The organism is Nonomuraea harbinensis, from assembly GCF_019396385.1.
Taxonomy (GTDB): domain Bacteria; phylum Actinomycetota; class Actinomycetes; order Streptosporangiales; family Streptosporangiaceae; genus Nonomuraea; species Nonomuraea ferruginea.
Map to the genome: position 1 here is coordinate 35597 of NZ_JAHKRN010000056.1, position 20968 is coordinate 56564.

The window sequence follows — 20968 nt, forward strand, 5'->3', positions numbered from 1 at the left end:
GGATCTCATGGACCGTTCCCCGGCTCTAGAACGAAATTCGGTAGAATTCGTTCTAAGATGATGTCCCATGTCGATCGACGTGACGTCCGAAGCCACCCACGCGGCGCTCCTCGCCCTGGCCGCACAGACCCGTGAGTTGATGGACGCCGTGCTCGCGACCGGCGCCGACGACGACGAACTGGCCGCTGTCACCGAGGAACTGCGCGCCCTCACCGCCCGTCTCGACGCTGCCCGGCGGCCCCCGGTGGAGTTCGGCGAGCCCCGGTGGCTCCTGGGCAACGCCGCCGTCGGAGCCGCCAACCCGTTCGCGCCCCCGGTCGAGGTCGAGTACCCGCCCGGCGGCGGGGTCCGCGCCGAGCAGGTCTTCCGGCCGCTGCACGAGGGCCCCCCGGGGCTGGTGCACGGCGGGGTCAGCGCGATGGTCCTCGACCACCTGCTGGGCACGGCGGTCGGCGTGGCCGGGCGCGTCGGACTGACCGCCTCGCTCACCATGAGCTACCGCGCGCCCGTCCCGCTGGGGGTCCTCGTCGTGGCGACGGCGGAGTACACCCGGTCGGAGGGCCGCAAGTCCTGGGCGGAGGGCCGCATCGCCCTCCCCGACGGAACCGTCCTGGTGGAGGCCACCGGTCTCTTCATCACCCCGGGCTGGCTCCCGCAGGAGGCCTGACGGGGCGCAGGGCCGCCTGGCCGTCCGGTGTGGGAGTGGGCTGGGAGGGCGAGGCGCAGGCGGGGCCGTCCACGGCCACCTCGCTGATCTGCGGCCCGTTCGCCGCCGCGGGTTCCGTCATCGCCACCAGGGTCAGGTGGGCGCGGTGGCCGCACGCCACCTGGCCGAGGTCGCGGCGGGCCCGGCTGGTGTAGTCGGTGCCGCCGGACAGGGTGCGGCTCTCGCTGGCGACCTCGCGCGACACGCCGCCGTCGTCGCGCCGCAGGTACGACAGCCGCAGCCGGACGCTGCCCGGACCGTCGGCGGTGACCCGGACCGAGCCCGTGGAGCCGTCCCAGGACAGGATGCCGATCCCTGTCACGGCGGTGTTCCCGCGGGGCGGCGGGGAGGCGGGGGCTCTGGAGGTCGTGGGGGCGACGCTGGGTCGCGTGGTCGGATCGGGGCGCGGCCGGCCCGGGCTGTCCGAGGAGGGAGGGCCGGTGGGGCGCTGGTCGGAGGCGCTCCGATCCGGGCCGGAGGCGGACGGGCCGGGGGACACCGTGCCGGAAGGGTCCGCCGACGGCGGGCCGGGTGACGTCGTGCCGGATGAGTCCGGCGGCGGGTCCGTGGCGGGCGGGGGAACGTCCGCGGTGGTCTCCGGGGGCATCAGCGCCGTGGCCGGCCCCGGGGGTAACGTCCCGCCGGACGCCAGCAGCGAGATCGCCACCGCCACCACGGTCGCCACCGCCAGCCACAGATAGGGCGGCAGCGCGGGCAGCGGACGCGGGACGGCGGCCCTGGGCGCGGGCTCGCGCTCGGTCCTGGCCAGCGGGAAGCGCAGCGCGAGCGCGGTCGCCGGCTCGGCCAGATGGCGGCGGCCCCGCTGCTCCCACTCCCTCCCGTAGCCGGCGACCGCGTCGCGCTCCAGCTCGGCCAGGAACTCCACGGCGGACGCGTACCGGAGAGCGGGGGCCTTGGCCAGCCCGTGCCGCAGCAGCCCGCGCAGCGCGTCCGGCACCACCTCCAGCGGCGGCGGCTCCACCAGGTGCTTGTCGCGCAGGGCCGCCAGGTCCTCGCCGCGGTACGGCGCGCGCCCCCTGACGGCCTCGAACAGCACGCACGCCGCCGCGTACAGGTCGGCGAGCGGGCCCGCCTCGCCCCGCGTCCACAGCTCGGGAGCCATGTACGGCGGGCTGCCGGCGGGCACGCCGGGCTCCTCGGCGTGCGTCACGATGCCGAAGCCGGAGAGCTTGGCCGTCCCGTCGGCCTGCACGAGCAGGTTCTCCGGCCGCACGTCGCGGTGGGCCACGCCGCGCCCGTGCGCGGCCGCCAGCGCCTCCAGCGTGCTCTTGACCACGACGAGCGCCGCCTCCGGGCTGACCCGGACGTTCTCCCTGAGGATCTCCCGCAGCGACACCCCGTCGACGAGCTCCATCACGACCGCGGCCCGCCTGGGCGTCTCGACGTACTCGTACACCCTGACCACGTGCGGGTGGTCGATCTCCACCAGCTCGGCCGCGTCCTGCCGGTAGCGGGTCATGAAGTCGTCGTCCCTGCGCAGGGTCGCGTTGAGGTACTTGATCGCGACGTACGCGCCGGTCTCCTGGTACGTGGCCAGGAAGACCCGGCCGGTGCGCCCGCTGTCAAGCTGGCGTACATCGCGGTAACCAGGGACCACGTCCAACCCCTCCGAAACGGCAGCCGATCTGTTTCCGACCGTCTCACCGGAGGTCGCGATTGTCACGTGCGTGGACGGGTGGGGGGCCATCCCTCAATATCACAATATGTGCTGATAGAGTCACAGATTGTGACTAGACGAGTAGAAATCGGCTGGCCCACGCTGGGCACCGCCGTGATCGCCGAACTGGACGAACGGAACGCCGTCCTGGCCCAGAGTGTGTGGGACGCGTTGCCGTACCGGAGCCTGCAGGGGCATGCCCTGGTGGCAGGCCATCACCTCTACCACGTCGCCCCGGTCCACGGCCTGCTGCACGTGCAGGGCACGCACAAGGTGGACCGTCGCGAGGCGCCCGACGGCACGCTGTTCGCCTCCCGGCTGCAGCACCTCGGCATCAAGTACGGCGAGCTGACCGAGCCGATGCCCGCCGTGCCCATCGGCCAGGTGCTCCCGGAGCACCTCGACACGCTGGTCGAGTCGGGACACGAGATCTGGGAGTCGGTCTACCGGACCAAGAAGGTCGTCATCGCCGAGGTCCGCCGGGCCGGCGAGCCGGGCGGCCACCGCCTGACCCGGCTGAGCGTCACCGACCCGCAGATCGACGCCCTGATCGGCGACGTGCACGCCGAGACCGAGCGCATCTGGCTGAGCCCGCCCGACGACCTGGCCGACATGCACGAGGGCCGCATCCCGTCGTGCGCGGGGAGCTTCGAGACGGTGCTCACCACGCTGGTGTTCGTCAACGGCGAGACCCGGCCGCTCGGCTACTCCTGCTTCACCGGGCTGGTCCGGGCCGCGTACGAGGAGATGCCTCTGGAGTCGCTGCGCCACATGGCGCAGCTGCTGGCCGCCACCCCCGCCGAGTTCCTCGGCTACTGCGGGCTCGGCAAGCTCCACGACTTCACCACGAGGGCGCTCGCCGGGCTGGACCGGATCGACAACCGCGACGACTTCGCCGCGCTCATGGCGCACCTGGCCCTGTACGTCAACTGCCTGGGCAGCTGGAACCTGCAGCTGTTCCCGTGGCAGCTCGGCGACCACCTGCGCCGCAAGGGATCACTCGAATGAGCGGCCGGGTCGTGGTCGTCGGCGGCGGCGTGATCGGCCTGTCCGTCGCCTACCACCTGGCCGAGGCCGGCGTCGGCACCGTGCTGCTGGAGCGCGGCACGCTCGGCTCCGGCGCGTCACGCGCCACGGCCGACGTGCTGCGGGCCTACTTCGCCGGCGACCCGGTCAGCTCCGCGCTGGCCGTGCGGAGCCTGGACGCCTACCGCGACTTCGCCACGCGGCCCGGCGCCCGGCTGCCGATGCGCCAGGTCGGCTACCTCGTGCTGTTCACCGACGCGGACCAGGTGGCGGCGTTCGAGGCCGACCTGCCCGCGCAGCGGGCCGTCGGGGTGGACGTCGAGCTGATCGACGCCCGCCGGGCCAGGCGGCTCAACCCGCTGATCGGCGGCGACCTGCCGCTGCTGGCCGCCGCCTGGTCGCCGCAGGCGTACGTGTCCGACACCGCGGCCATCGTCGACGGCTACGCGCAGGGCGCCAGGATGGCCGGGGTGCGCATCCGCACCGGCTGCCCGGCGCTCGCGGTCCACGACGGCCGGGTCGAGACGCCCGGCGGCACGATCACGGCCGACGCCGTGGTGTGCGCCGCCGGCGCCTGGTCGGCGCCGCTGGCCAGGTCGGCCGGGGTCGATCTGCCGCTGCCCGAGCCGGTCACCCAGGAGCTGCTGGTCACCGACCCGCTGGAAGCGCTGCCCGAGCTCCCGATCACCCTGGACGCCGCCAGCCGGCTGCTGGTGCGGCTGCGCGGCGACCGGCTGCTGATCGGCATGGGCTACCCGGACAACGACAGGGCCGCCTGGCGCGCCGGGGTCGCCGCCCAGCTCGCGGTCACGTACCCGAGCCTGAGCGGGGTCCGGCTGCACACGGCGGTCACCGGTGCGCGCGACGCCAGCCCGGACAGGACCGCGTTCATCGGCCACCGGCCGGGGCCGCCCGCGTTCCTGTACGCGGCCGGGTTCTCCGGGCACGGGCTGTGCAACGCGCCCGCCGCCGGCGAGCTGGTCCGCGACCTCTACCTGGGGCGCGAGCCGTGGCTCGACACGGCCACGCTCGCCGTCACGCGGGAAGGGGTGGGCTGAGCCGTGGACGCCACGACGGGCGCCGATACGGGCGCCGATACGGGCGCCGATACGGGCGCCGATACGGGCGCCGGGGTCGAGTTCGTGCTCGACCCGGCCACCCTCGACGTGCACGCGGACTGCGAGCGGCTGCGGGAGCTGGGGCCGTTGGTCCGGGTGGAGATGGAGGGCGTGCGCGCCTGGGCCGCCACCCGGCACGCGACCCTGGCCGCGGTCCTCGCCCACCCGGACCTGTCCAGGGACATCGCCTACTGGGACCCGGCAGGCCGGGCCGCCGTCCGCGACGGCACCGCGGTGCGCCGGATCACCTTCGACACGTCCATGCTGAACGCCGAGGGGGAGGAGCACCGGCGGCTGCGCGGCCCGATGGCCCGCGTCTTCAACGCCCGCCGGGTCGAGGAGCTGCGGCCGTGGGTGGCCAGGCTGGCCGCGGAGCGGGTGGACCACCTGGCCACGCTGCCGCCGGGGCCGGTGGACCTGCGCGAGGAGTTCGCCTACCCGATACCCAGGGACGTCATCACCGAGCTGATGGGCATCCCGCCGGCCATGCGGGCCCGGGTGCACGAGCTGACCGACGTGGCCGCCGGCGTCGGCGACACGCCGGTGGACGTCACCGAGGCGAGGAAGGTCCTGTACGGGATGGTCGCCGAGATCATCGAGGGCCTGCGCCGCACGCCGGGGCCCGGCCTGATCAGCGCGCTCGTCCAGGAGGGCGAGCTGACCGGGAAGGAGCTGCTGGACACGGTCGAGCTGGTGTTCATCGCCGGGCACGTGACGACCGTCAACCTGCTCACCAACGGCGCCCGCGCCCTGCTGCGCGAGCCCGCCCAGCTCGCCCTCGCGCTCGGGGGCGAGCTGGCGTGGAGCGCCGTGGTGGAGGAGACCATGCGGTGGGACTCGCCGATCGCGCACTTCCCGATGCGGTACGCGGTCCGCGACCTGGAGATCGAGGGGGTACGGGTGCGCAAGGGGGAGGCGGTGGTCGCCTGCTTCGCCTCGGCCGGCCGCGACCCGGAGCGGTACGGGGCGCGGGCCTGCCGGTTCGACGCGGTGGCGGAGCAGCCCGGTCACCTGTCGTTCGGGCACGGCCGGCACTTCTGCCTGGGGGCGCCGCTGGCCAGGCTGGAGGGCGAGGTGGCGCTGGCCGCCCTGTTCGAGGCCTTCCCGGACATGCGGCTCGCCGGGCCCGACGCGGGCACCCGCCCGCTCGGTTCCGTACTCGGCAACAGCACGCGCAGCCTGCCGGTCCTGCTCGGTGAGCGCCACAACTGAGAAGCGCGGCCCGCTCCGCCACGGCGGAGCGGGCCGCCTCAGGCCAGGGCGGTGAGGAGTCCGATCGTCAGGGCGGTGCGTTCCGGGATGTGGCCGACGAGGACGTGCTCGTGCCGGGCGTGCGCGCCGTCGCCGACCGCGCCGATGCCGTCGAGCACCGGCCGGCCCAGCCCGGAGACGAAGTTGCCGTCGCTGGCGCCGCCCACGGCGGCCTCCTCCAGGGTCCAGCCCTGTGCGGCGGCCACCGCCTGGGCCTCCTTGAACAGGCGCTGCGACGGCGGGTTCGGCGTCATCGGCGGCCGGTTCCAGCCGCCGGTCACCGACACCGTCACCCGCGGGTCCGCGGCGTCGAGGCCGGCGAACAGCTCGTCGATCCTGGCCATCTCCGCGAAGTCGCTCACCCGTACGTCCACCCCGCACGTCGCCAGGCCGGCGGCCACGTTGCGGCCGGAGCCGCCGCTGATCAGGCCGACGTTCACGGTCGTGCCACGCTCAGGCGCGGCCCCGGCGGCGATGCGGGTGACCAGCTCGGCCAGCGCGTGGATGGCGCTCGCGCCCGCCGCCGGGTCGAGCCCGGCGTGCGCCTCCACACCGGTCACCGTCACGTCGAACAGGCCCACCCCCTTGCGCGACGTCTTCAGCGCGCCCCGCAGCGACGCCTCGAACACGAGGGTGGCCAGCATCCCCTCGCTCGCGGCCTCGATGCGCGGCCGTGACGCCAGGCTGCCGATCTCCTCGTCACCGTTGAACAGGAACCGCACGCCCGGATGCGGCAGCCCCAGCGCACGCAGCCCGCGCACCGCCCAGATCGCCTGCACCAGCCCCGTCTTCATGTCGAACACGCCGGGCCCGGTCATCCGCCCGTCCTCGATCGAGAACGGCCAGGCCGCCAGCGTGCCCGCGGGCCACACCGTGTCGTAGTGGCCGAGCAGCAGCACCTCACCCGGCGCGGTGCCCGCGTACCGCAGCTCCAGCACGTCCCCGTACTGTCCGCCGTCGTGCGAGGTCTCGCCCGCGGGCGGGCCGAGCCGCTCGGCGGTCAGCTCGCGGACGGCGCGCAGCCCGCGGACGAGCGCGGGCTTGTCGTGGCTGGGGGTCTCCAGCTCGACCAGCGCCCTGATGTCGTCCAGCATCGCGGGCAGCGCCTGCCGGGACCACTCCTCGATCGACATGGGGTTCCTTCCTTCAGAGGTGAGACCATCCAAGCGTGAAAGTCACCATGCCCGGCATCACGGTCGCCGACCACGTGTTCACCGTCCCTCTCGACCACGCCGACCCCGGCGGCCTGACCATCCAGGTGTTCGCCCGGGAGATCCGCGACCCGGCCGTCACCGGCGACCTGCCGTGGGCGCTGTTCCTCCAGGGCGGCCCCGGCGGCAGCTCGCCCAGGCCCACCGGCCCCGGCCACTGGCGGCCGCTGCTGCGCACCCACCGCGTGCTCCTGCTCGACCAGCGCGGCACCGGCCGCAGCACCCCGGTCTCGCCCGTCGGCACGGACGAGGAACTGGCGGCTTACCTGCGGCACTTCCGCGCCGACGCGATCGTGGACGACTGCGAGCACATCAGGAAGGCGCTCGGCGTCGAGAAGTGGGAGACGTGGGGGCAGAGCTACGGCGGCTTCATCACCCTCACCTACCTGTCCAGGGCGCCGGAGGGGCTCAGGGCGTGCCACGTCACCGGCGGGCTGCCCGGCCTCGACGCCACCGCCGACGACGTCTACGCCCGCACCTACGAGCGGGTCCGGGCCAAGGTCCGCCGCCACCACCTCCGCTACCCCGGGGACGAGGCCGCGGCCTGGCGCATCGCCGAGCACCTGGCCGACGAGCAGGTGCTGCTGCCCGACGGCGACCGGCTGACCGTGGAACGCTTCCGTACCCTCGGCCTGAAGCTCGGCATGGGCGACGGCTCGGAGCGCCTCCACTGGCAGCTCGCGGAGGCCTGGGACGGCGACCGGCTCGCCGACCCGTTCCTGTACGAGGTCATGACGGAGACCGGGTTCGTCGGCAACCCGCTCTACGCCGTGCTGCAGGAGATCATCTACGCCCAGGGCGCCGCCACCCGCTGGGCGGCCGAGCGGTTGTTCCCCGCCGACTTCGGCACGTTCGGCATGTTCACCGGCGAGATGGTCTATCCCTGGATGTTCGACGCGATCCGGTCCCTGCGGCCGTTCAAGGGCGCCGCCGAGCTGCTCGCCGCCGCCGACGACTGGCCGCCGCTCTACGACCTGGACCGGCTGGCCGCCAACGAGGTGCCGGTCGCCGCCGTCGTCTACCACGACGACATGTTCGTGGACGCCGGGCTGTCGCTGGAGACCGCCGGGAGGGTCGGCAACCTGCGCGTGTGGGTGACCAACGAGTTCGAGCACGACGGGTTCCGCGTCGCCGCGGATCAGATCGTGCCCCGGCTCATGCGGATGCTGATCGACCCCCGTTAGCCTCACGCAGCGGCAGCCGCACCTCGAACCAGGTCTCGCCCGGCACCGAACGCACCTTGATCTCGCCGCCGTGCCGCCCCGCCACGATCCGGTACGAGATGTCGAGCCCCAGCCCGGTGCCCTGGCCGACGGACTTGGTGGTGAAGAACGGCTCGAAGATCCGATCCTTGATCTCCTCCGGCACGCCGTGGCCGGTGTCGCCGATCTCCACGATCGCCTCGTCCTCGTCGTACGCGGTGCGGATGGTCAGCGTGCCTTCGTCGTCCATGGCGTCGAGGGCGTTGTGGATCAGGTTGGTCCACACCTGGTTGAGCTCGCCGCCGTAGCAGGGCACCGGCGGCAGCGTCCGGTCGTAGTCGGTGACCACGGTGATGCCCGGCGGCAGCTTGCCGCGGAAGATCGCGATCGTGCTGTCGAGCAGGCCGTGCAGGTCGAGCACCTGGAACGGGGCCCGGTCCATCTGGGAGTACTCCTTGGCCGAGCGGATCAGCGTGGTGATCCGCTCGGTGGCCTCGGTGACCTCGTTGAGCATCTGCGAGATCTCCACCGCCTCCGACAGCCAGCGCAGTGCCGCCGGCGCGTGCTCCGCGCCGGCCTCGCGCCGCACCTTGTCGAGGTGTTCGGTGCCGAACCCGGCGTTGACCAGGGCGGGAGCCAGGTCCCACGCGTCCTCGACGCCGAGCTCGTCCAGCGCGTCGCCCAGCTCGTCCTCGGCGTCGGAGATCTCCAGCGGGCTGCGGGAGGGCAGCTTGCCGACCGCCTCCATGCACGCCTCCTGCATCTCGATGAGCGCGCGCAGCCGCTCGGGCGGGATGCCGTTCTCGGCGAGCTGGGCCAGCTCCACCCGCGACGACCTGACGAGTGAGCGCAGCTCGCTGACCGCGCGGACCGCGGCCGCCGCCGGATTGTTGAGCTCGTGGGTGAGCCCGGCCGTGATGGTGCCGAGCGCGGTGAGCCGCTGCCGCCTGTCGATCATCTCCCGCTGCATGCGCCCGCCGGACTGCAGCCCGTCGAGCAGGTGCATCGCCATCGGGAACCATTCGGTCACGATGTAGGCGAACTTCTTGGCCGGGAGCACGAACAGCCGCGACGGCGCGGTGGCCCGCAGCGTGTGCTGGTAGGTCTGCGGCGCCCGGTCGCCCAGGTAGGCGGAGGTGGCGCCGCCGTAGACGCCGGGCTGCGAGGTGCGGGGCATGGCGACGGTGCCGGCGCTGACGGTCTCGGAGATCATCTGCACCTCGCCCTCCATCAGCACCACGAAGCAGTCGGCCGGCTCGCCCTGGCACACGACGTCCTCGTCCTGTTCGGCGGTCGTCATCCGGCCGCTGGTGGCGAGCTTGGTGAGCTGCTCGTCGGTCAGCCGCTCGAACAGGAAGAGCTTGCGCAGTTCGTCGATGTCGACTGTGTCTGTCACTGCTTCTCCAAATAGCGGTGTACGAGCGCGACGGCCATCGCGCCCTCCCCGACGGCGGAGGCCACCCTCTTGATCGACTCGGCGCGCACGTCGCCGGCCGCGAGCACCCCCGGCACGTTCGTCTCCAGGAAGTAGGGCTGGCGGCGCAGCGTCCAGTTGCGCGGCCGCTGCCCGCCCTGCACCAGGTCGGGCCCGGTGAGCACGAACCCCTTCTCGTCGCGCTCGACCGTGTCGTCCAGCCACGAGGTGTACGGCTGCGCGCCGATGAACACGAACAGCCACTGCGCGTCGACGACGCGCTCCTGGCCCCCGCTCGACAGGGTCAGGTGCTGCAGGTGCCCGTCGCCCTTGCCGCCGGTCACCCGCGTCTCCAGGTGGACCTCGATGTTGGGGACCGCCTGGATCTGCTCGATGAGGTAGTGGGACATGGACTTCTCCAGACCGTCACCTCTCACCAACAGATGCACGGTCCTGGCGAATCCCGACAGGTAGACGGCCGCCTGCCCGGCCGAGTTGGCGGCGCCCACGATGTAGACGTCCTGACCGCGGCACGACGGCGCCTCCGTCAGCGCCGCCCCGTAGAAGACGCCCCGGCCCACGAAGTCGTCCAGGCCGGGCGCGTCGAGGCGGCGGTAGGCGACGCCGGTGGCCAGGATGACCGCGTGCGCGGCGATCTCGCCGCCGTCTTCGAAGCCGACCACCCGCGCCTGCCCGCGCGGCTCCAGGCGGGTCACCCTGCGCGTGGTCAGCAGTTCGGCGCCGAACCGCAGCGCCTGCCTGCGGGCCCGGTCGGCGAGCTGCTGCCCGGACACCCCGTCGGGGAAGCCCAGGTAGTTCTCGATGCGCGAGCTCTGGCCCGCCTGCCCGCCCGAGGCGTGCGCCTCCACCAGCACCGTGCGCAGCCCTTCGGAGGCGCCGTAGACGGCCGCGCCCAGCCCGGCCGGGCCGCCGCCTACCACGATCAGGTCGTAGAAGTCGGTGGCCGGCGTGGTCGACAGGCCGACCGTCGAGGCCAGTGTGGACTGGTCGGGCGCCTGCAGCATCGACCCGTCGGCGGTGACCACCAGCGGCAGGTGGCAGTCGTCGCCGGCCGCCGCGACGAGCTGCGCGCCCTCCGGGTCCTCGGCCAGCATCCACTGGTAGGGCACGTGGTTGCGGGCCAGGAACTCACGCACCTTGTAGGACGGCCGGGACCAGCGGTCGCCCACCACCCGCAGCTCCGCCACCTCCACCCGGTCGGTGCGCTGCCAGGCGTCGAGCTGGCCGTCGATCACCGGGTAGAACTTCTCCTCGGGCGGGTCCCACGGCTTGAGCAGGTAGTGATCCAGGTCGACCACGTTGATCGCCTGGATCGCCGCGTCGGTGTCGGCGTAGGCCGTCAGCAGCACCCGCCGGGCGTACGGGTACATGTCCATCGCCGCTTCGAGGAACTCCACCCCGTTCATCTGCGGCATGCGGTAGTCGGCGAGGATGGCGCAGACCTCGTCACCCCGCAGCCGCATCTCACGGACCGCTTCCAGCCCCTGCACGGCCGTCTCGGCGCGGACGATCCTGTAGTGCTGCCCGTAACGGCGCCGGAGGTCGCGAGCGACGGCCCTCGACACCCCCGGGTCGTCGTCGACCGTCACGATGACCGGCTTGTCCATGCCCCTGCCTTCCATTTGTCCCCTATGTGCAGGATGCCTTCTTTCCCGCCCGTCGGGTCAAGCGATGACGCGGCTTTCGCCGCCGTCCACCAGCAGCGAGATCCCGTTGACGAACGAGGCGCGCTCGCTGGCGAGGAAGGCCACCACGTCGCCGACCTCCTCGGCCCGGCCGACGCGCCCCAGCGGCACGTTCGCCCCCCGCTCCGCCAGCCCTTCCACGCCGCCGGACAGGTCACGCAGCCGGTCGGTGTCGATGGGCCCCGGCATCACGTTGTTGACCAGCACGCCGTCGCCGCCCACCTCGCGGGCGAGAGTGCGTACCATGCCGGCCACGGCCGAGCGGGTGGCGTTCGACAGGGCCAGCCCGTCGATGGCCTCCCTGGCCGACCTGCTGGTCACGGTGACGATCCGGCCCCAGCCGCGGGCGCGCATCTCCGGCAGCGCGGCCCGCATCAGCCGTACGGTGCCGAGCAGGTTGCGCTGCACCGCCACGTCCCATTCGGCCGCGGTCACGTCCACGAACCGGCCCGGGGGCGGCCCGCCCGCGTTGGCGACCAGGATGTCGATCGGCCCGAGGACGTCGCGCGTCTCGCGTACCAGCCGCTCGGCCGACTGCGGGTCCTCCACGTCGGCGAGCACGGCGTGCACCACCTTGCCGTACTCCTGGAGCTCCACCACCGCGTCGGCGAGGCGTTCCGGGTTGCGCGCGGCGACGCACACGTCACAGCCCTCCCGCGCGAGGCTCTTGGCGGCGGCGAGCCCGATGCCCGCGCTGCCGCCCGTGACGAGTGCGACCTTGCCTGAGATACCGAGATCCATGACTGGACTATAGAGCCGGACGGACTCTCACATCGGCGGGCGCACGCGGGTGAGTTTGTCCGGATTGAGCACTCCGTACATCGTGCGGACCCGGCCGTCGCGCATGTCCACCGCGAGCAGCTGCATGTGGTCGCCCAGCAGGCTCCAGAGCACGGGCTGGCCGTTGGCCGAGCCGATCGCGGCCCTGCCGTACGGGTAGCGCGTCCACAGCCCGGCCAGGAAGCGCACCACCTTGTCGCGGCCGACCACCGGGCGCAGCGCGGAGCGGACCTTGCCGCCGCCGTCGCCGTAGAACACCACGTCGTCGTGGAGCAGCTCCGCGAGCGCTTCCAGCTCGCCTTCCGCGGCCGCCGCGATGAACCGGTTGAACAGCTCGGCGTGCTCCTCCGGCGACGGCCGGAACCGGTCGCGCCCCTCGGCCAGCCGGCGGGTGGCGCGGTGGTGCAGCTGGCGCGCGTTCGCGACGGACACGCCGATGATCTCGCGGATCTGGTCGTACGGCAGCTCGAACGCCTCCCGCAGCACGAACACGGCGCGCTCGGGCGGCGACAGGCGCTCCATCATGTGCAGGGTCGCGAACGACACCGTGTCGCGCAGCTCGGCCGTGTCCATCGGCCCGGCGTCGCCGTCCGCGACCGGCTCGGGCAGCCACGGGCCGGTGTAGGCCTCCCGCTTCACCCGGGCCGAGCGCAACTGGTCGAGCGCCAGCCGCGACACCACGGTGATCAGGAACGCCCGGGGCTCACGCACGTCCTCCCGGTCCGTCGCCGACCAGCGCAACCACGCGTCCTGGACCACGTCCTCGGCGTCCCACATGCTGCCCAGCAGGCGGTAGGCCAGCCCGATCAGCATGGGACGGTAGGCCTCGAAGTCGTCCACCCTGGTCATGCCGCGCAGCGTACCCGTCAGGGACCGCCGCTCCTCCGCCGGGCGCATCCGCTTCGCCGGCGAGCGGAGCCGGATGTGGCGGGGCACCGGGTGGAAAACCCGGGGCGGGCGTGATGAGCTTGGCGGGTGGCACGCAATCTGATCCTGTCAGGAGGCCCGTTCCACGACTTCGACGCGACCTCGGCGGCGCTCGCCGAGGTGCTCGCGGAGGTGGGGGTCGAGTCGGAGGTCACCGAAGACATCGCCGGACGCGCTGAGCGAGCCGCCCGAGGTCCAGCTCATCACCGTCAACGCGCTGCGCTGGCAGATGGACCTCGACCGGTTCGCCGACCTGCGCGACCGGTGGCGCTTCACGCTCCCCGCCCAGGCCCGCACCACCCTGCTCGACCACCTGGAGCAGGGCGGCGGCCTGCTGTGCATGCACGCCGCTGCCATCTGCTTCGACGACTGGCAGGGCTGGCCGCGCGTCCTGGGCGGCTGCTGGACCTGGCCCAAGTCCCACCACCCGCCGCTCGGCTGGACCGGCGTGCGCGTCCACGGCGGCCACCCGGTCGTGGAGGGCCTGCGCGACTTCGACGTCGTGGACGAGGTCTACAGCGACCTCGACCTGCTGCCCGACGTCCGGCCGCTGGCCTCGTCCAACGGCCAGCCGCTCATGTGGGCCCGCCCGGTCCGGCGCGGCCGGGTCTTCTACGACGCGCTCGGCCACGACACCCGCGCCTACGACAACGAGGTCCACCGCACACTGCTGCAACGTGCCGCGCTCTGGCTGCTGAAACGGCCGGTCACGGTCCGAGACTGAAAACGTCACACCCGCCTGCGATCGTGGGCGGGTGAACCAACTCGTGGAACGCGTCGACGAACAGGACGATGTGCTCGGCGTGGCCGACCGCGCGGAGGCCGCCAGGCGGGGCTGGCTGCACCGCGTCGCCACCTCGATCTGCCGTGACGAGGAGGGCCGGATCCTCGTCTTCCGCCGCTCCGACCGCGCCGCCCGCTTCCCCGGCTACTACGACGTGACGGTGGGCGGGGCCGTCACCCCAGGGGAGTCCTACGAGCAGGCGGCGGCCCGCGGGCTGGCCGAGCAGCTGGGCGCGCGGGTGCCGGTGCGGCCCGTGGTCAGGTTCCTGTGCCGGGGCGTGTCCGGCTCCTACTGGCTGGGGGTGCACGAGGCCGTCCTGGCGGGGGAGCCGCGGCCCGACCCCGAGCGGGTGCCGTGGCACGGGTGGATGAGCGAGGACGAGCTGCGGCTGGCCGTCTGGCGCTGGCCGTTCACCCCCGACGGCCAGGACGCCTTCACCCGCTATCTCGCCCTGGCCCGCCGCTGACTCCTTCAGGAAGCCCGCGAGGGCCGCCTCGCCGGTGTCCACGCGGCTCTCCGCGAATCCGTCGAACATCCGGCCCGCTCTACCCGGCGGCGGGCCCGGGATGCGTCAGGGGCAGCCCTGTCCGCCCGGCACGTGGCCGGACGCGTCCTCCAGCCGGGTCAGCACGATGCGCTGGAGCGCGTCGACGAACCGCTCACGCTCGCCGGGTTCGAGGTCGGAGAGCAGGTCGTCCTCGACCGCCCTGATCTCGGCGGAGGCGGCCTCGCAGGCCTCGCGGCCGGCGTCGGTCGGGTCGACCAGCCGCGCCCGCCGGTCGCGCGGGTCGGGGCGGCGGCGCACCAGGGCCGACGACTCCAGCTCGTCCAGGATGGCCACCAGCTTCGTCTTGTCCACCGGCACGGCGGCGGCCAGCGCGAGCTGGGTGCGCGCCGGGCCGCTCACGACCTCGACCAGGACCGTGTAGCCCCACAGGCTCATGCCGTGGCGGGCGGCGATCCGCTCCTCGATCCCGTGCAGGCCGATCTTGAGCCGGGCGGCCAGCCAGTGCAGGTCTCGCCGGAGCGGGCTGCCCATCTGACCACACATACCGCAAAGCGTATCAGCGGCAAATAATTTGCATTTAAGACGATTTATGATTGCATCTATCTCGTACGCCAACGAATCGGTCCGAACGAGAGGAGCAGGCATGGACACCGGCCTGCGAGAGCGCGTCGTCCTGGTGACCGGAGGGTCGTCCGGCATCGGCGCCGCCACCGCCGTGGCCTTCGCCCGTGAAGGCGCGAAGGTCGCGATCACGTACCGGAAGCGGGAAGAGGCGGCCCGCGCGGTCGCGGCGGCGATCACGGAGGCGGGCGGCGAGCCGTTCGTCACCCCGATGGACCTGGAGGACCTGCCGTCGGCGCGGCGCGCCGTGGACGCCGTGCTGGCGCGCTGGGGGCGGGTGGACGTGCTCGTGGCCAACGCCGTCCGCTGGGGCGGCGACGCGCCCGACCCGACGGTCCGGTTCGAGGACGTGCCGGTCGAGGAGTGGCTCGCCATGGTCGGCGCCAACCTGGTGGGCGCCGCGGCCGCCGTGCGGGGCGTGCTGCCCGGCATGCGCGCCCGCGGCTGGGGGCGGATCGTGCTGATCTCCTCGGGGGTCGCGGAGGAGGGCCTGCCCGGTCCCGGTCCGTACGGGACCGCCAAGGCGGGGCTGCACGGGATGGCCCGCGCGCTGGCGTGGGAGGGCGGGCGCGACGGCATCCTGGTCAACGTGGTCGCGCCCGGCTTCACGCTGACCGAGAAGGCCTCCGGATTCCCTCGGAAGATCATCGACGAGCTGGCGGCCGGCGTGCCGACGCGGCGGCTGTCGGATCCGGAGGACGTGGCCAGGCTCGTGGTCTTCCTCGGCTCGGCGGCCAACGGCAACCTGACGGGCGAGCTGGTCCGCGAGGGGTCGTCGGCCGCCCGCGCGCCTCACGTGGGCTGATCGGGCCCCTCGGGTGTGAAGCGGCGGGCCGACTCCGACTCCTGGGCGAGGCGGCGCAGCGCCTCCAGCGCCCGCCCGTACAGGACCGTGCCGAGCACCAGCGCCTCGACGGCGGTGTCACGGTCGTCGCTCGCCGGGATGGCGTCGAGCTCCACCTCCCGCACCAGCCGCTCCGCCATCTCGGCATATTTGCGGATGTCGTCGCCCATGCCGAGCCGGCGCATCCTGGCCATGGTCTGGGTCAGTTCGTTCCTGCCCGGGGCCTCGGCGTTCACCTGCCAGCCGAGGTCGGCGATGAGCGCGTCCACCTCGGCCTTCGCGGCCTCCCACTCGGGCGTCGGCTCCGGCTCGACCTGAGGGCTCAGCGCGTAGTGGGCGGTGCCCAGCATGTGGTGGAAGGGTAGCGACTCGTCCTCGATCGCGGCCACCACCTTCTTGACGGCCGCGATCGGCAGCCTGCCGACCTCCACCATGGCCCTGATCAGCCGGAGCCTGCGCAGGTGGGACTCGTCGTATTCGGCGCGGGTGGCGGCCACCTGCTCGCCCTGGTGGAGCAGCCCCTCGCGCAGGTAGTACTTGATCGTGGGTATGGCGACGCCGGACCTGGCGCTCAGCTCGGACATCCGCATCTGTTGGATAGTAGCACTATCCATGCCGTGCCAGATGCCGGGCCGCTCCCAGTAGATCGTGCACCTCCGCCTGCCGGTTCCACAACAGCACGATCTCGATCGGCGGCACGTCCTCCGCGATCGGCACGAACGCCAGCGACTCCGGCACCGGCGTCCCTTCCCGCACACACAACGTGTATCCGGCGCCGTCGGCCACCATGGCGATCACCAGCTCGTGCGTCGAACCCGAAGCCCCCAGCCGGGGATGCAGCCGGTGCCGCACGAACGCCTCCAGGAACCGCCGCGCCCCCGCCACCGCCTCCGACTCCGGCATCACCAGCGGCTCCGCCGCCAGCACGACCAGCGGCAGCCGCCCCCGCGACGCGAGCCGATGGTCGCGGGGAAGCAGGGCGCGCACGGGGGAGCGATGCACGAGCATGCGCGCCACCCCACGCGGCAGCGAGCCCGGCGCGTACCCGAGCCCCGCCTGAAGCGTTCCATCCATCAGCGAGACGAGCTGCTCCGCCGTGCCCATCGGCGCGACCCGCAGCGGCGCGTCCGGCAGCGGCGACAGCAGCCGCGCCACCACGTCGCCCAGTCCGTCCGCCACCCCCAGCCGGGTGCACTGATCCGTGCGCCGCGCGGCCGCCACCGCCCGCTCGAACGCCGCCACCGCCACCGTCGCCTGCGCCAGGAACGCCTCCCCGGCCGCGGTGAGCCGGACCCCGCTGGAGGACCGGGTGAACAGCTCCACCCCGATCTCCTTCTCCAGCGCCCTGAGCTGCTCCGACAGCGTGGGCTGGGCGATGTGCAGGACGGCCGCGGCCCGGCGCAGACTCCCGGCGCGGGCGATCGTGATCGCGTACCTGATGTGCCGCAGATCCATCGGACACCTCGCCAGTCAGATGATCGCACCTCTGTCTTACAGAACCCGGCAGCGGGTGTGAAGACCCGGAGTCGATTGCGGAAGGGTGAAATGGTGCCTCGCTCGCCGACATGTAGGGGATGTCCTGACAATTCCTGGAGATGAGGGGGCCGACCATGGGGACCGCCCGTGGATGACGACCGGAGACGCCGGTTCGAGGCCGTGTACCAGCAGAACTACGAGCAGATACTCGGCTACGCCGTACGGCGCTGCGCCACTCCCGAGGACGCCGCCGACGTGGTGGCCGAGACGTTCGCCACCGCCTGGCGGCGCGTCGACTCCCTGCCGCGCGGCGACGAGGCCAGGTTGTGGCTGTACGGGGTCGCCAGGAACGTGCTCGCCAACCACCGCCGGGGCCAGGCGCACCGGCAGTCGAGACTGGCGACGCTGACCGCCGACATCGCCGACGTCTACACCCGCTCACCGGAGGGCGCCGCCGAACGGGACGTGATCGCGCGGGCGTTCGCCGGCCTGCCCGACGCCGACCGTGAACTGCTGGCGCTGGTCGCCTGGGAAGGGCTGGACCACGGCCAGATCGCCACCGTCCTGGACATCTCCCGCAACGCCGTCCGGATCCGCCTGCACCGGGCACGCAGGCGCCTTTCCCAAGCGCTGGAGAACGACGAAATCACCGCCGACCGATTCGCCGTGGAGCCGACATGAACGAACTGCAAGGGCTCGCCCGCGTCCGTGACGAGGACCTGGCGGGCCGATCCACCGGGCTTGCGGCCCGAGCCCTCTTCGACGCGATCCTCACCACCGAGTCTCCGTCCCCGGCGAGGACGCGCCGGCCGAGGCGCCGCCTGCTCCTCGGGCTCGCGGTCGCCGCCGCGTTCACGTCGGCCCTCGTCGTCGGCCCCACCCTGGTGGCCGGCCCGCACGGCGCGACCTCGTACGCCAACGCGGCGATGCACATCGAGCTGCAGGACGGCCTCTGGGTGGCCAGGGTGAAGGACCCGCACGCCGACTGGGCCCTGTACGAGGAGGCGTTCCGCGCGGTGGGGGCCGACGTGACGCTGGAGATCGTGCCGGCCGCACCCGACCGCGTGGGCCATCACCTCGGTGGGGGAAGGTCCGTAATGACGTCGGGAGGCCCCGACACCCTGGTCACCGGCATCGAGCCGGACGGCTGCCTGATCGGCGAGGAAGGCTGCCATCTGGTCATCAAGGTGGACGAGAACCTGAGCGGCCGCGCCTACATCAGGCTCGGCCGGGCGGCCAAGCCCGGTGAGGTGTACAAGTCGCACGGCACCGCCACCAAGGCGGGCGGGATGCTGAGCGGCTTCCGGGTGGACGAGCGGCCCGTGAGCGAGGTGCGGAAGGAAGCGGAGCGGCGCGGTCTCCAGGTGGTCTACCAGATCATCGAGCCGAACCCGGACGGCCAGGGATTCGGCCTCGATCCTGACGACCAGTCGCTTCCCGTCGGCGACGACTGGATCGTCTGGGACGCCGAACCGCACGCCGACGGCGTGGTCCGGCTCATCGTGTCCGAGGAACGCGTGCCCCTCAACCCCCTCTACGGCGGCCCCAAGCCCCGCGAACTGACGAGCGGCTAGCGTCGCGGTTGTCCAAGATCGGTTGCCCGGGCTATTGTCTCCGATCGCGTACTGCGTTTTCCTCATGGGAGGTGGGCGGGCATCAAAAGGAAAGAGATCCTCGCCCCTCTCAGATGGTTCCTGTCGCTCATCGCTCTGCTGCTCTGGCTGCACGTCAAACCGTCGTTCGGAATCGTGCCGAATCTCGGATACACGTGGGGGACCGCGCTTCAGGTGGCGTATCCGGAGCATCAGATCTACCACCGCGGCGACGCCGACATGGCGGTGGGCTATTTCGCGGCGACCACGACCGTGGAAGTGGAGTCGCACGCCGACGCGGCGGTAGGGGTTTCCCGGCGTCGCATACTGAAGCTCTCGCAGAACATCTTCGGCGACGTCACCTTTCCTGACATCGGGCCGACGACCATGACTCCCTACGTGGAGAACTTCCAGGGTGGGACCCATTCTCGTCCCGGGGAGAAACAGAGAGCGATAGAACAGGCCAAGACCGTCCACCCGGATCGGCTGGTCATCGTCCTCGTCGAGCTCACTTACCCGATGCGTGAGGGGGTCGTGCCGGGCGGCTTCGACAATGGTCAGGAGAAAAGGTTCTTCCTCTCCGGTGGACCGGACCCCGTTTACTGGTGGCCCGGGTGGGGTGGGTGCAGCACCATGGTGATCCCGGGCAACAACTGTGGTCTCCGGTCCGTGGTGAACGACTATCGGACGTGGGTGAGCCAGTTCACCGAAGGGGACGCGGACGATCTGCTCGAGATCGGGCTGGACCTGCGACGGCTCAGGGAGGTGGCCGCGGAGGGGAAGGTGTACGGGTACATCGACACCTTGCGCGGCCGGGACGAGTTGCTCGACCTGCTGGAACTGCCTGTCATCCGTACCGCGTACGTTCTTGAGCAGGTGCCGGAGATTGGTGATTAGGCCGTTTTGCTTTAGGGCCGTGAAACTTTCATCATCGCATCGCAAGTTTCGACCAGAAGCTTCGCCTCTCTTCCCAGGTGACCATGAAGAGAGCGCCCCTGACGTGACATTTAGCGGCTGACCGGATCGGCCGCATCGACGCGCCGTGCTGGACCGGCCTGCGACGCCCTCCTAATCTCCGGGCACCTGGCACTTCCGAAACGGAGAGGTGTGAATTGACCGTACGCTCGAAAGGACGTCGTCTGGCGGCGTCGATCGCCGCCGCCCTCGCGGCCCTGGCCGTCGCACTCCTGCCGATCAGCCCCGCACACGCGGCATACGGCCCGGACCAGCCCGTCTACGTGCAGCTCAACGCGACCGGCGGCTACGGGGCGCTGGCTCTGCTGGACGGCACGGTGGCGTTCGACGACGGGAACACGAAGTACCGCTACGCGCTGCGCCTGTGCTGGCAGAGCGCCTACCCCGCGCCCTACTTCCGGATCTACGTCAACGGTGCGAACTCGACATGGCCCGTGGAGTCCGGCACCACGACCGCTCCCGGGTGCCAGCGGGTCTTCCTGTACAACGCCGAGGTGCAGTTCGGCGGCACCGTGAGCAACGTCCGCTTCGACGTGACCGGAGGCTGGTTCAGCAGCAGCGGATACATGATGCGCACCAGGAGCAGCATCACGTACGACAACCCCTTCAACTGACCACCGCGTCCCCGGGCGCGTTATGACGCCGACGAGGGCGTCCCTGCTCATCGCCGGGACGCCCTTGATCTTGACGGACGCCTTTTCCGGGGTCTATTCATGAACGGCCTGATCCGGGAACCACTTTTGGTCCGGAGGCCGGAGCTCATGGCAAGGAGCAGCTACAAGTCGTACGGCTGACAGGGATTGACGTGGAGATAGGAATTTCGCTGATTCTTCTGGCGATCTCCGGCGGTCCTGCTGGGTGCTGTTACGGAACGAGCCATGATCTCCCCACTCAGAGCAAGGAGAGATGACACTATGTGACTATGCGCCCACCCCGAACAAGATCCTTCAATACCGCGGGCCCATGTGACCCCCAGCTCCACTACATGCTGCCGCCCACACCGCGCCTTCCCCAGGCGCGAGCGCTGATCGACATGGACCGGTACTTCGTGGTCCACGCGCCCCGGCAGACCGGTAAGACGACCGCGCTGGAAGCCCTGGCATCCGAGCTGACCGCAGAGGGCGACATCGCCGCCCTGATGTTCTCCTG

At 72.0% G+C, this 20968-nt stretch carries 22 protein-coding genes; 12 read left to right on the forward strand and 10 right to left on the reverse strand.

Annotated features, from left to right (window positions below; all coding sequences use genetic code 11):
* Positions 1 to 67: 67 nt before the first annotated feature.
* Positions 68 to 667, forward strand: a complete 600-nt coding sequence (locus tag KME79_RS37555) for a PaaI family thioesterase (RefSeq protein ID WP_219550213.1) — start codon at positions 68 to 70, stop codon at positions 665 to 667.
* Here KME79_RS37555 and KME79_RS37560 read toward each other — a convergent pair.
* A complete protein-coding gene (locus tag KME79_RS37560) occupies positions 636 to 2324 on the reverse strand; it encodes a serine/threonine-protein kinase (RefSeq protein WP_219550215.1) in 1689 nt (562 codons plus the stop codon). The genes KME79_RS37555 and KME79_RS37560 overlap by 32 nt on opposite strands.
* 129 nt (positions 2325 to 2453) lie before the next feature.
* Between KME79_RS37560 and KME79_RS37565 the strand changes: the two genes are divergently transcribed.
* Genes KME79_RS37565 through KME79_RS47270 form a run of 3 tightly spaced genes read left to right on the forward strand, consistent with a single transcriptional unit; the run spans position 2454 to position 5740 of the window.
* Positions 2454 to 3392, forward strand: coding sequence for a cucumopine synthase-related protein (locus KME79_RS37565; protein WP_261808774.1), 939 nt, complete (start codon positions 2454 to 2456; stop codon positions 3390 to 3392).
* Complete coding sequence (locus KME79_RS37570; protein WP_148033678.1) at positions 3389 to 4468, forward strand: NAD(P)/FAD-dependent oxidoreductase; 1080 nt, start codon at positions 3389 to 3391, stop codon at positions 4466 to 4468. The genes KME79_RS37565 and KME79_RS37570 overlap by 4 nt, the downstream gene beginning before the upstream one ends.
* A gap of 3 nt (positions 4469 to 4471) precedes the next feature.
* Positions 4472 to 5740 (forward strand): cytochrome P450 family protein, encoded by a 1269-nt coding sequence (locus KME79_RS47270; protein ID WP_219550217.1) that lies wholly within the window; start codon positions 4472 to 4474, stop codon positions 5738 to 5740.
* 38 nt (positions 5741 to 5778) lie between these two features.
* Here the strand turns inward: KME79_RS47270 and KME79_RS37580 are convergent, their stop codons facing one another.
* Positions 5779 to 6912 carry a M20 family metallopeptidase gene (locus KME79_RS37580; RefSeq protein WP_219550219.1) on the reverse strand — a complete coding sequence of 378 codons (1134 nt, stop codon included), beginning with the start codon at positions 6910 to 6912 and terminating at the stop codon, positions 5779 to 5781.
* 35 nt (positions 6913 to 6947) lie between these two features.
* On the opposite strand from KME79_RS37580, the gene KME79_RS37585 reads away from it, so the two are divergent.
* Positions 6948 to 8174, forward strand: coding sequence for an alpha/beta fold hydrolase (locus tag KME79_RS37585; RefSeq protein ID WP_308249196.1), 1227 nt, complete (start codon positions 6948 to 6950; stop codon positions 8172 to 8174).
* On the opposite strand, the gene KME79_RS37590 is transcribed toward KME79_RS37585, so the two are convergent.
* The 5 genes from KME79_RS37590 to KME79_RS46690 form a co-directional block, all read right to left on the reverse strand.
* The gene (locus KME79_RS37590) at positions 8146 to 9588 is read right to left on the reverse strand and encodes an ATP-binding protein (RefSeq protein ID WP_219550221.1); all 1443 of its coding nucleotides are present in this window, start codon (positions 9586 to 9588) and stop codon (positions 8146 to 8148) included. The two genes, KME79_RS37585 and KME79_RS37590, sit on opposite strands and share 29 nt — an antisense overlap.
* Positions 9585 to 11234, reverse strand: coding sequence for an NAD(P)/FAD-dependent oxidoreductase (locus tag KME79_RS37595; protein WP_148033674.1), 1650 nt, complete (start codon positions 11232 to 11234; stop codon positions 9585 to 9587). Before KME79_RS37595 ends, KME79_RS37590 begins: the two co-directional genes overlap by 4 nt.
* Before the next feature lie 57 nt (positions 11235 to 11291).
* Positions 11292 to 12053, reverse strand: a complete 762-nt coding sequence (locus tag KME79_RS37600) for an SDR family NAD(P)-dependent oxidoreductase (protein ID WP_148033673.1) — start codon at positions 12051 to 12053, stop codon at positions 11292 to 11294.
* 27 nt (positions 12054 to 12080) lie between these two features.
* Complete coding sequence (locus KME79_RS37605) at positions 12081 to 12941, reverse strand: RNA polymerase sigma-70 factor (RefSeq protein WP_219550223.1); 861 nt, start codon at positions 12939 to 12941, stop codon at positions 12081 to 12083.
* Between the two features lie 147 nt (positions 12942 to 13088).
* A complete protein-coding gene (locus tag KME79_RS46690; protein WP_281429613.1) occupies positions 13089 to 13223 on the reverse strand; it encodes a hypothetical protein in 135 nt (44 codons plus the stop codon).
* 25 nt (positions 13224 to 13248) lie between these two features.
* On the opposite strand from KME79_RS46690, the gene KME79_RS37610 reads away from it, so the two are divergent.
* The gene (locus tag KME79_RS37610) at positions 13249 to 13743 is read left to right on the forward strand and encodes a ThuA domain-containing protein (RefSeq protein WP_219550225.1); all 495 of its coding nucleotides are present in this window, start codon (positions 13249 to 13251) and stop codon (positions 13741 to 13743) included.
* A 31-nt stretch (positions 13744 to 13774) separates the two neighbouring features.
* On the forward strand, positions 13775 to 14269 hold the full coding sequence (locus KME79_RS37615; RefSeq protein ID WP_219550227.1) for an NUDIX hydrolase: 495 nt from the start codon (positions 13775 to 13777) through the stop codon (positions 14267 to 14269).
* 105 nt (positions 14270 to 14374) lie between these two features.
* Here the strand turns inward: KME79_RS37615 and KME79_RS37620 are convergent, their stop codons facing one another.
* Positions 14375 to 14854, reverse strand: coding sequence for a MarR family winged helix-turn-helix transcriptional regulator (locus KME79_RS37620; protein WP_219550229.1), 480 nt, complete (start codon positions 14852 to 14854; stop codon positions 14375 to 14377).
* A 100-nt stretch (positions 14855 to 14954) separates the two neighbouring features.
* On the opposite strand from KME79_RS37620, the gene KME79_RS37625 reads away from it, so the two are divergent.
* Positions 14955 to 15737: an SDR family NAD(P)-dependent oxidoreductase gene (locus KME79_RS37625; RefSeq protein ID WP_219550231.1), complete on the forward strand. Its 783-nt coding sequence runs from the start codon at positions 14955 to 14957 to the stop codon at positions 15735 to 15737.
* Here KME79_RS37625 and KME79_RS37630 read toward each other — a convergent pair.
* A complete protein-coding gene (locus KME79_RS37630) occupies positions 15725 to 16366 on the reverse strand; it encodes a MerR family transcriptional regulator (protein ID WP_219550233.1) in 642 nt (213 codons plus the stop codon). The genes KME79_RS37625 and KME79_RS37630 overlap by 13 nt on opposite strands.
* Positions 16367 to 16382: 16 nt before the next feature.
* Positions 16383 to 17231 (reverse strand): LysR family transcriptional regulator, encoded by an 849-nt coding sequence (locus KME79_RS37635; protein ID WP_219550235.1) that lies wholly within the window; start codon positions 17229 to 17231, stop codon positions 16383 to 16385.
* Positions 17232 to 17399: 168 nt separating this feature from the next.
* Between KME79_RS37635 and KME79_RS37640 the strand changes: the two genes are divergently transcribed.
* The 4 genes from KME79_RS37640 (at position 17400) to KME79_RS37655 (ending at position 20433) form a co-directional block, all read left to right on the forward strand.
* A complete protein-coding gene (locus tag KME79_RS37640) occupies positions 17400 to 17933 on the forward strand; it encodes an RNA polymerase sigma factor (protein ID WP_219550237.1) in 534 nt (177 codons plus the stop codon).
* Positions 17930 to 18826: a hypothetical protein gene (locus KME79_RS37645; protein WP_219550239.1), complete on the forward strand. Its 897-nt coding sequence runs from the start codon at positions 17930 to 17932 to the stop codon at positions 18824 to 18826. Before KME79_RS37640 ends, KME79_RS37645 begins: the two co-directional genes overlap by 4 nt.
* 174 nt (positions 18827 to 19000) lie before the next feature.
* Positions 19001 to 19741, forward strand: a complete 741-nt coding sequence (locus KME79_RS37650) for a hypothetical protein (protein WP_219550241.1) — start codon at positions 19001 to 19003, stop codon at positions 19739 to 19741.
* 215 nt (positions 19742 to 19956) lie between these two features.
* Positions 19957 to 20433, forward strand: coding sequence for a hypothetical protein (locus tag KME79_RS37655; RefSeq protein WP_219550243.1), 477 nt, complete (start codon positions 19957 to 19959; stop codon positions 20431 to 20433).
* Positions 20434 to 20968 lie beyond the last annotated feature (535 nt).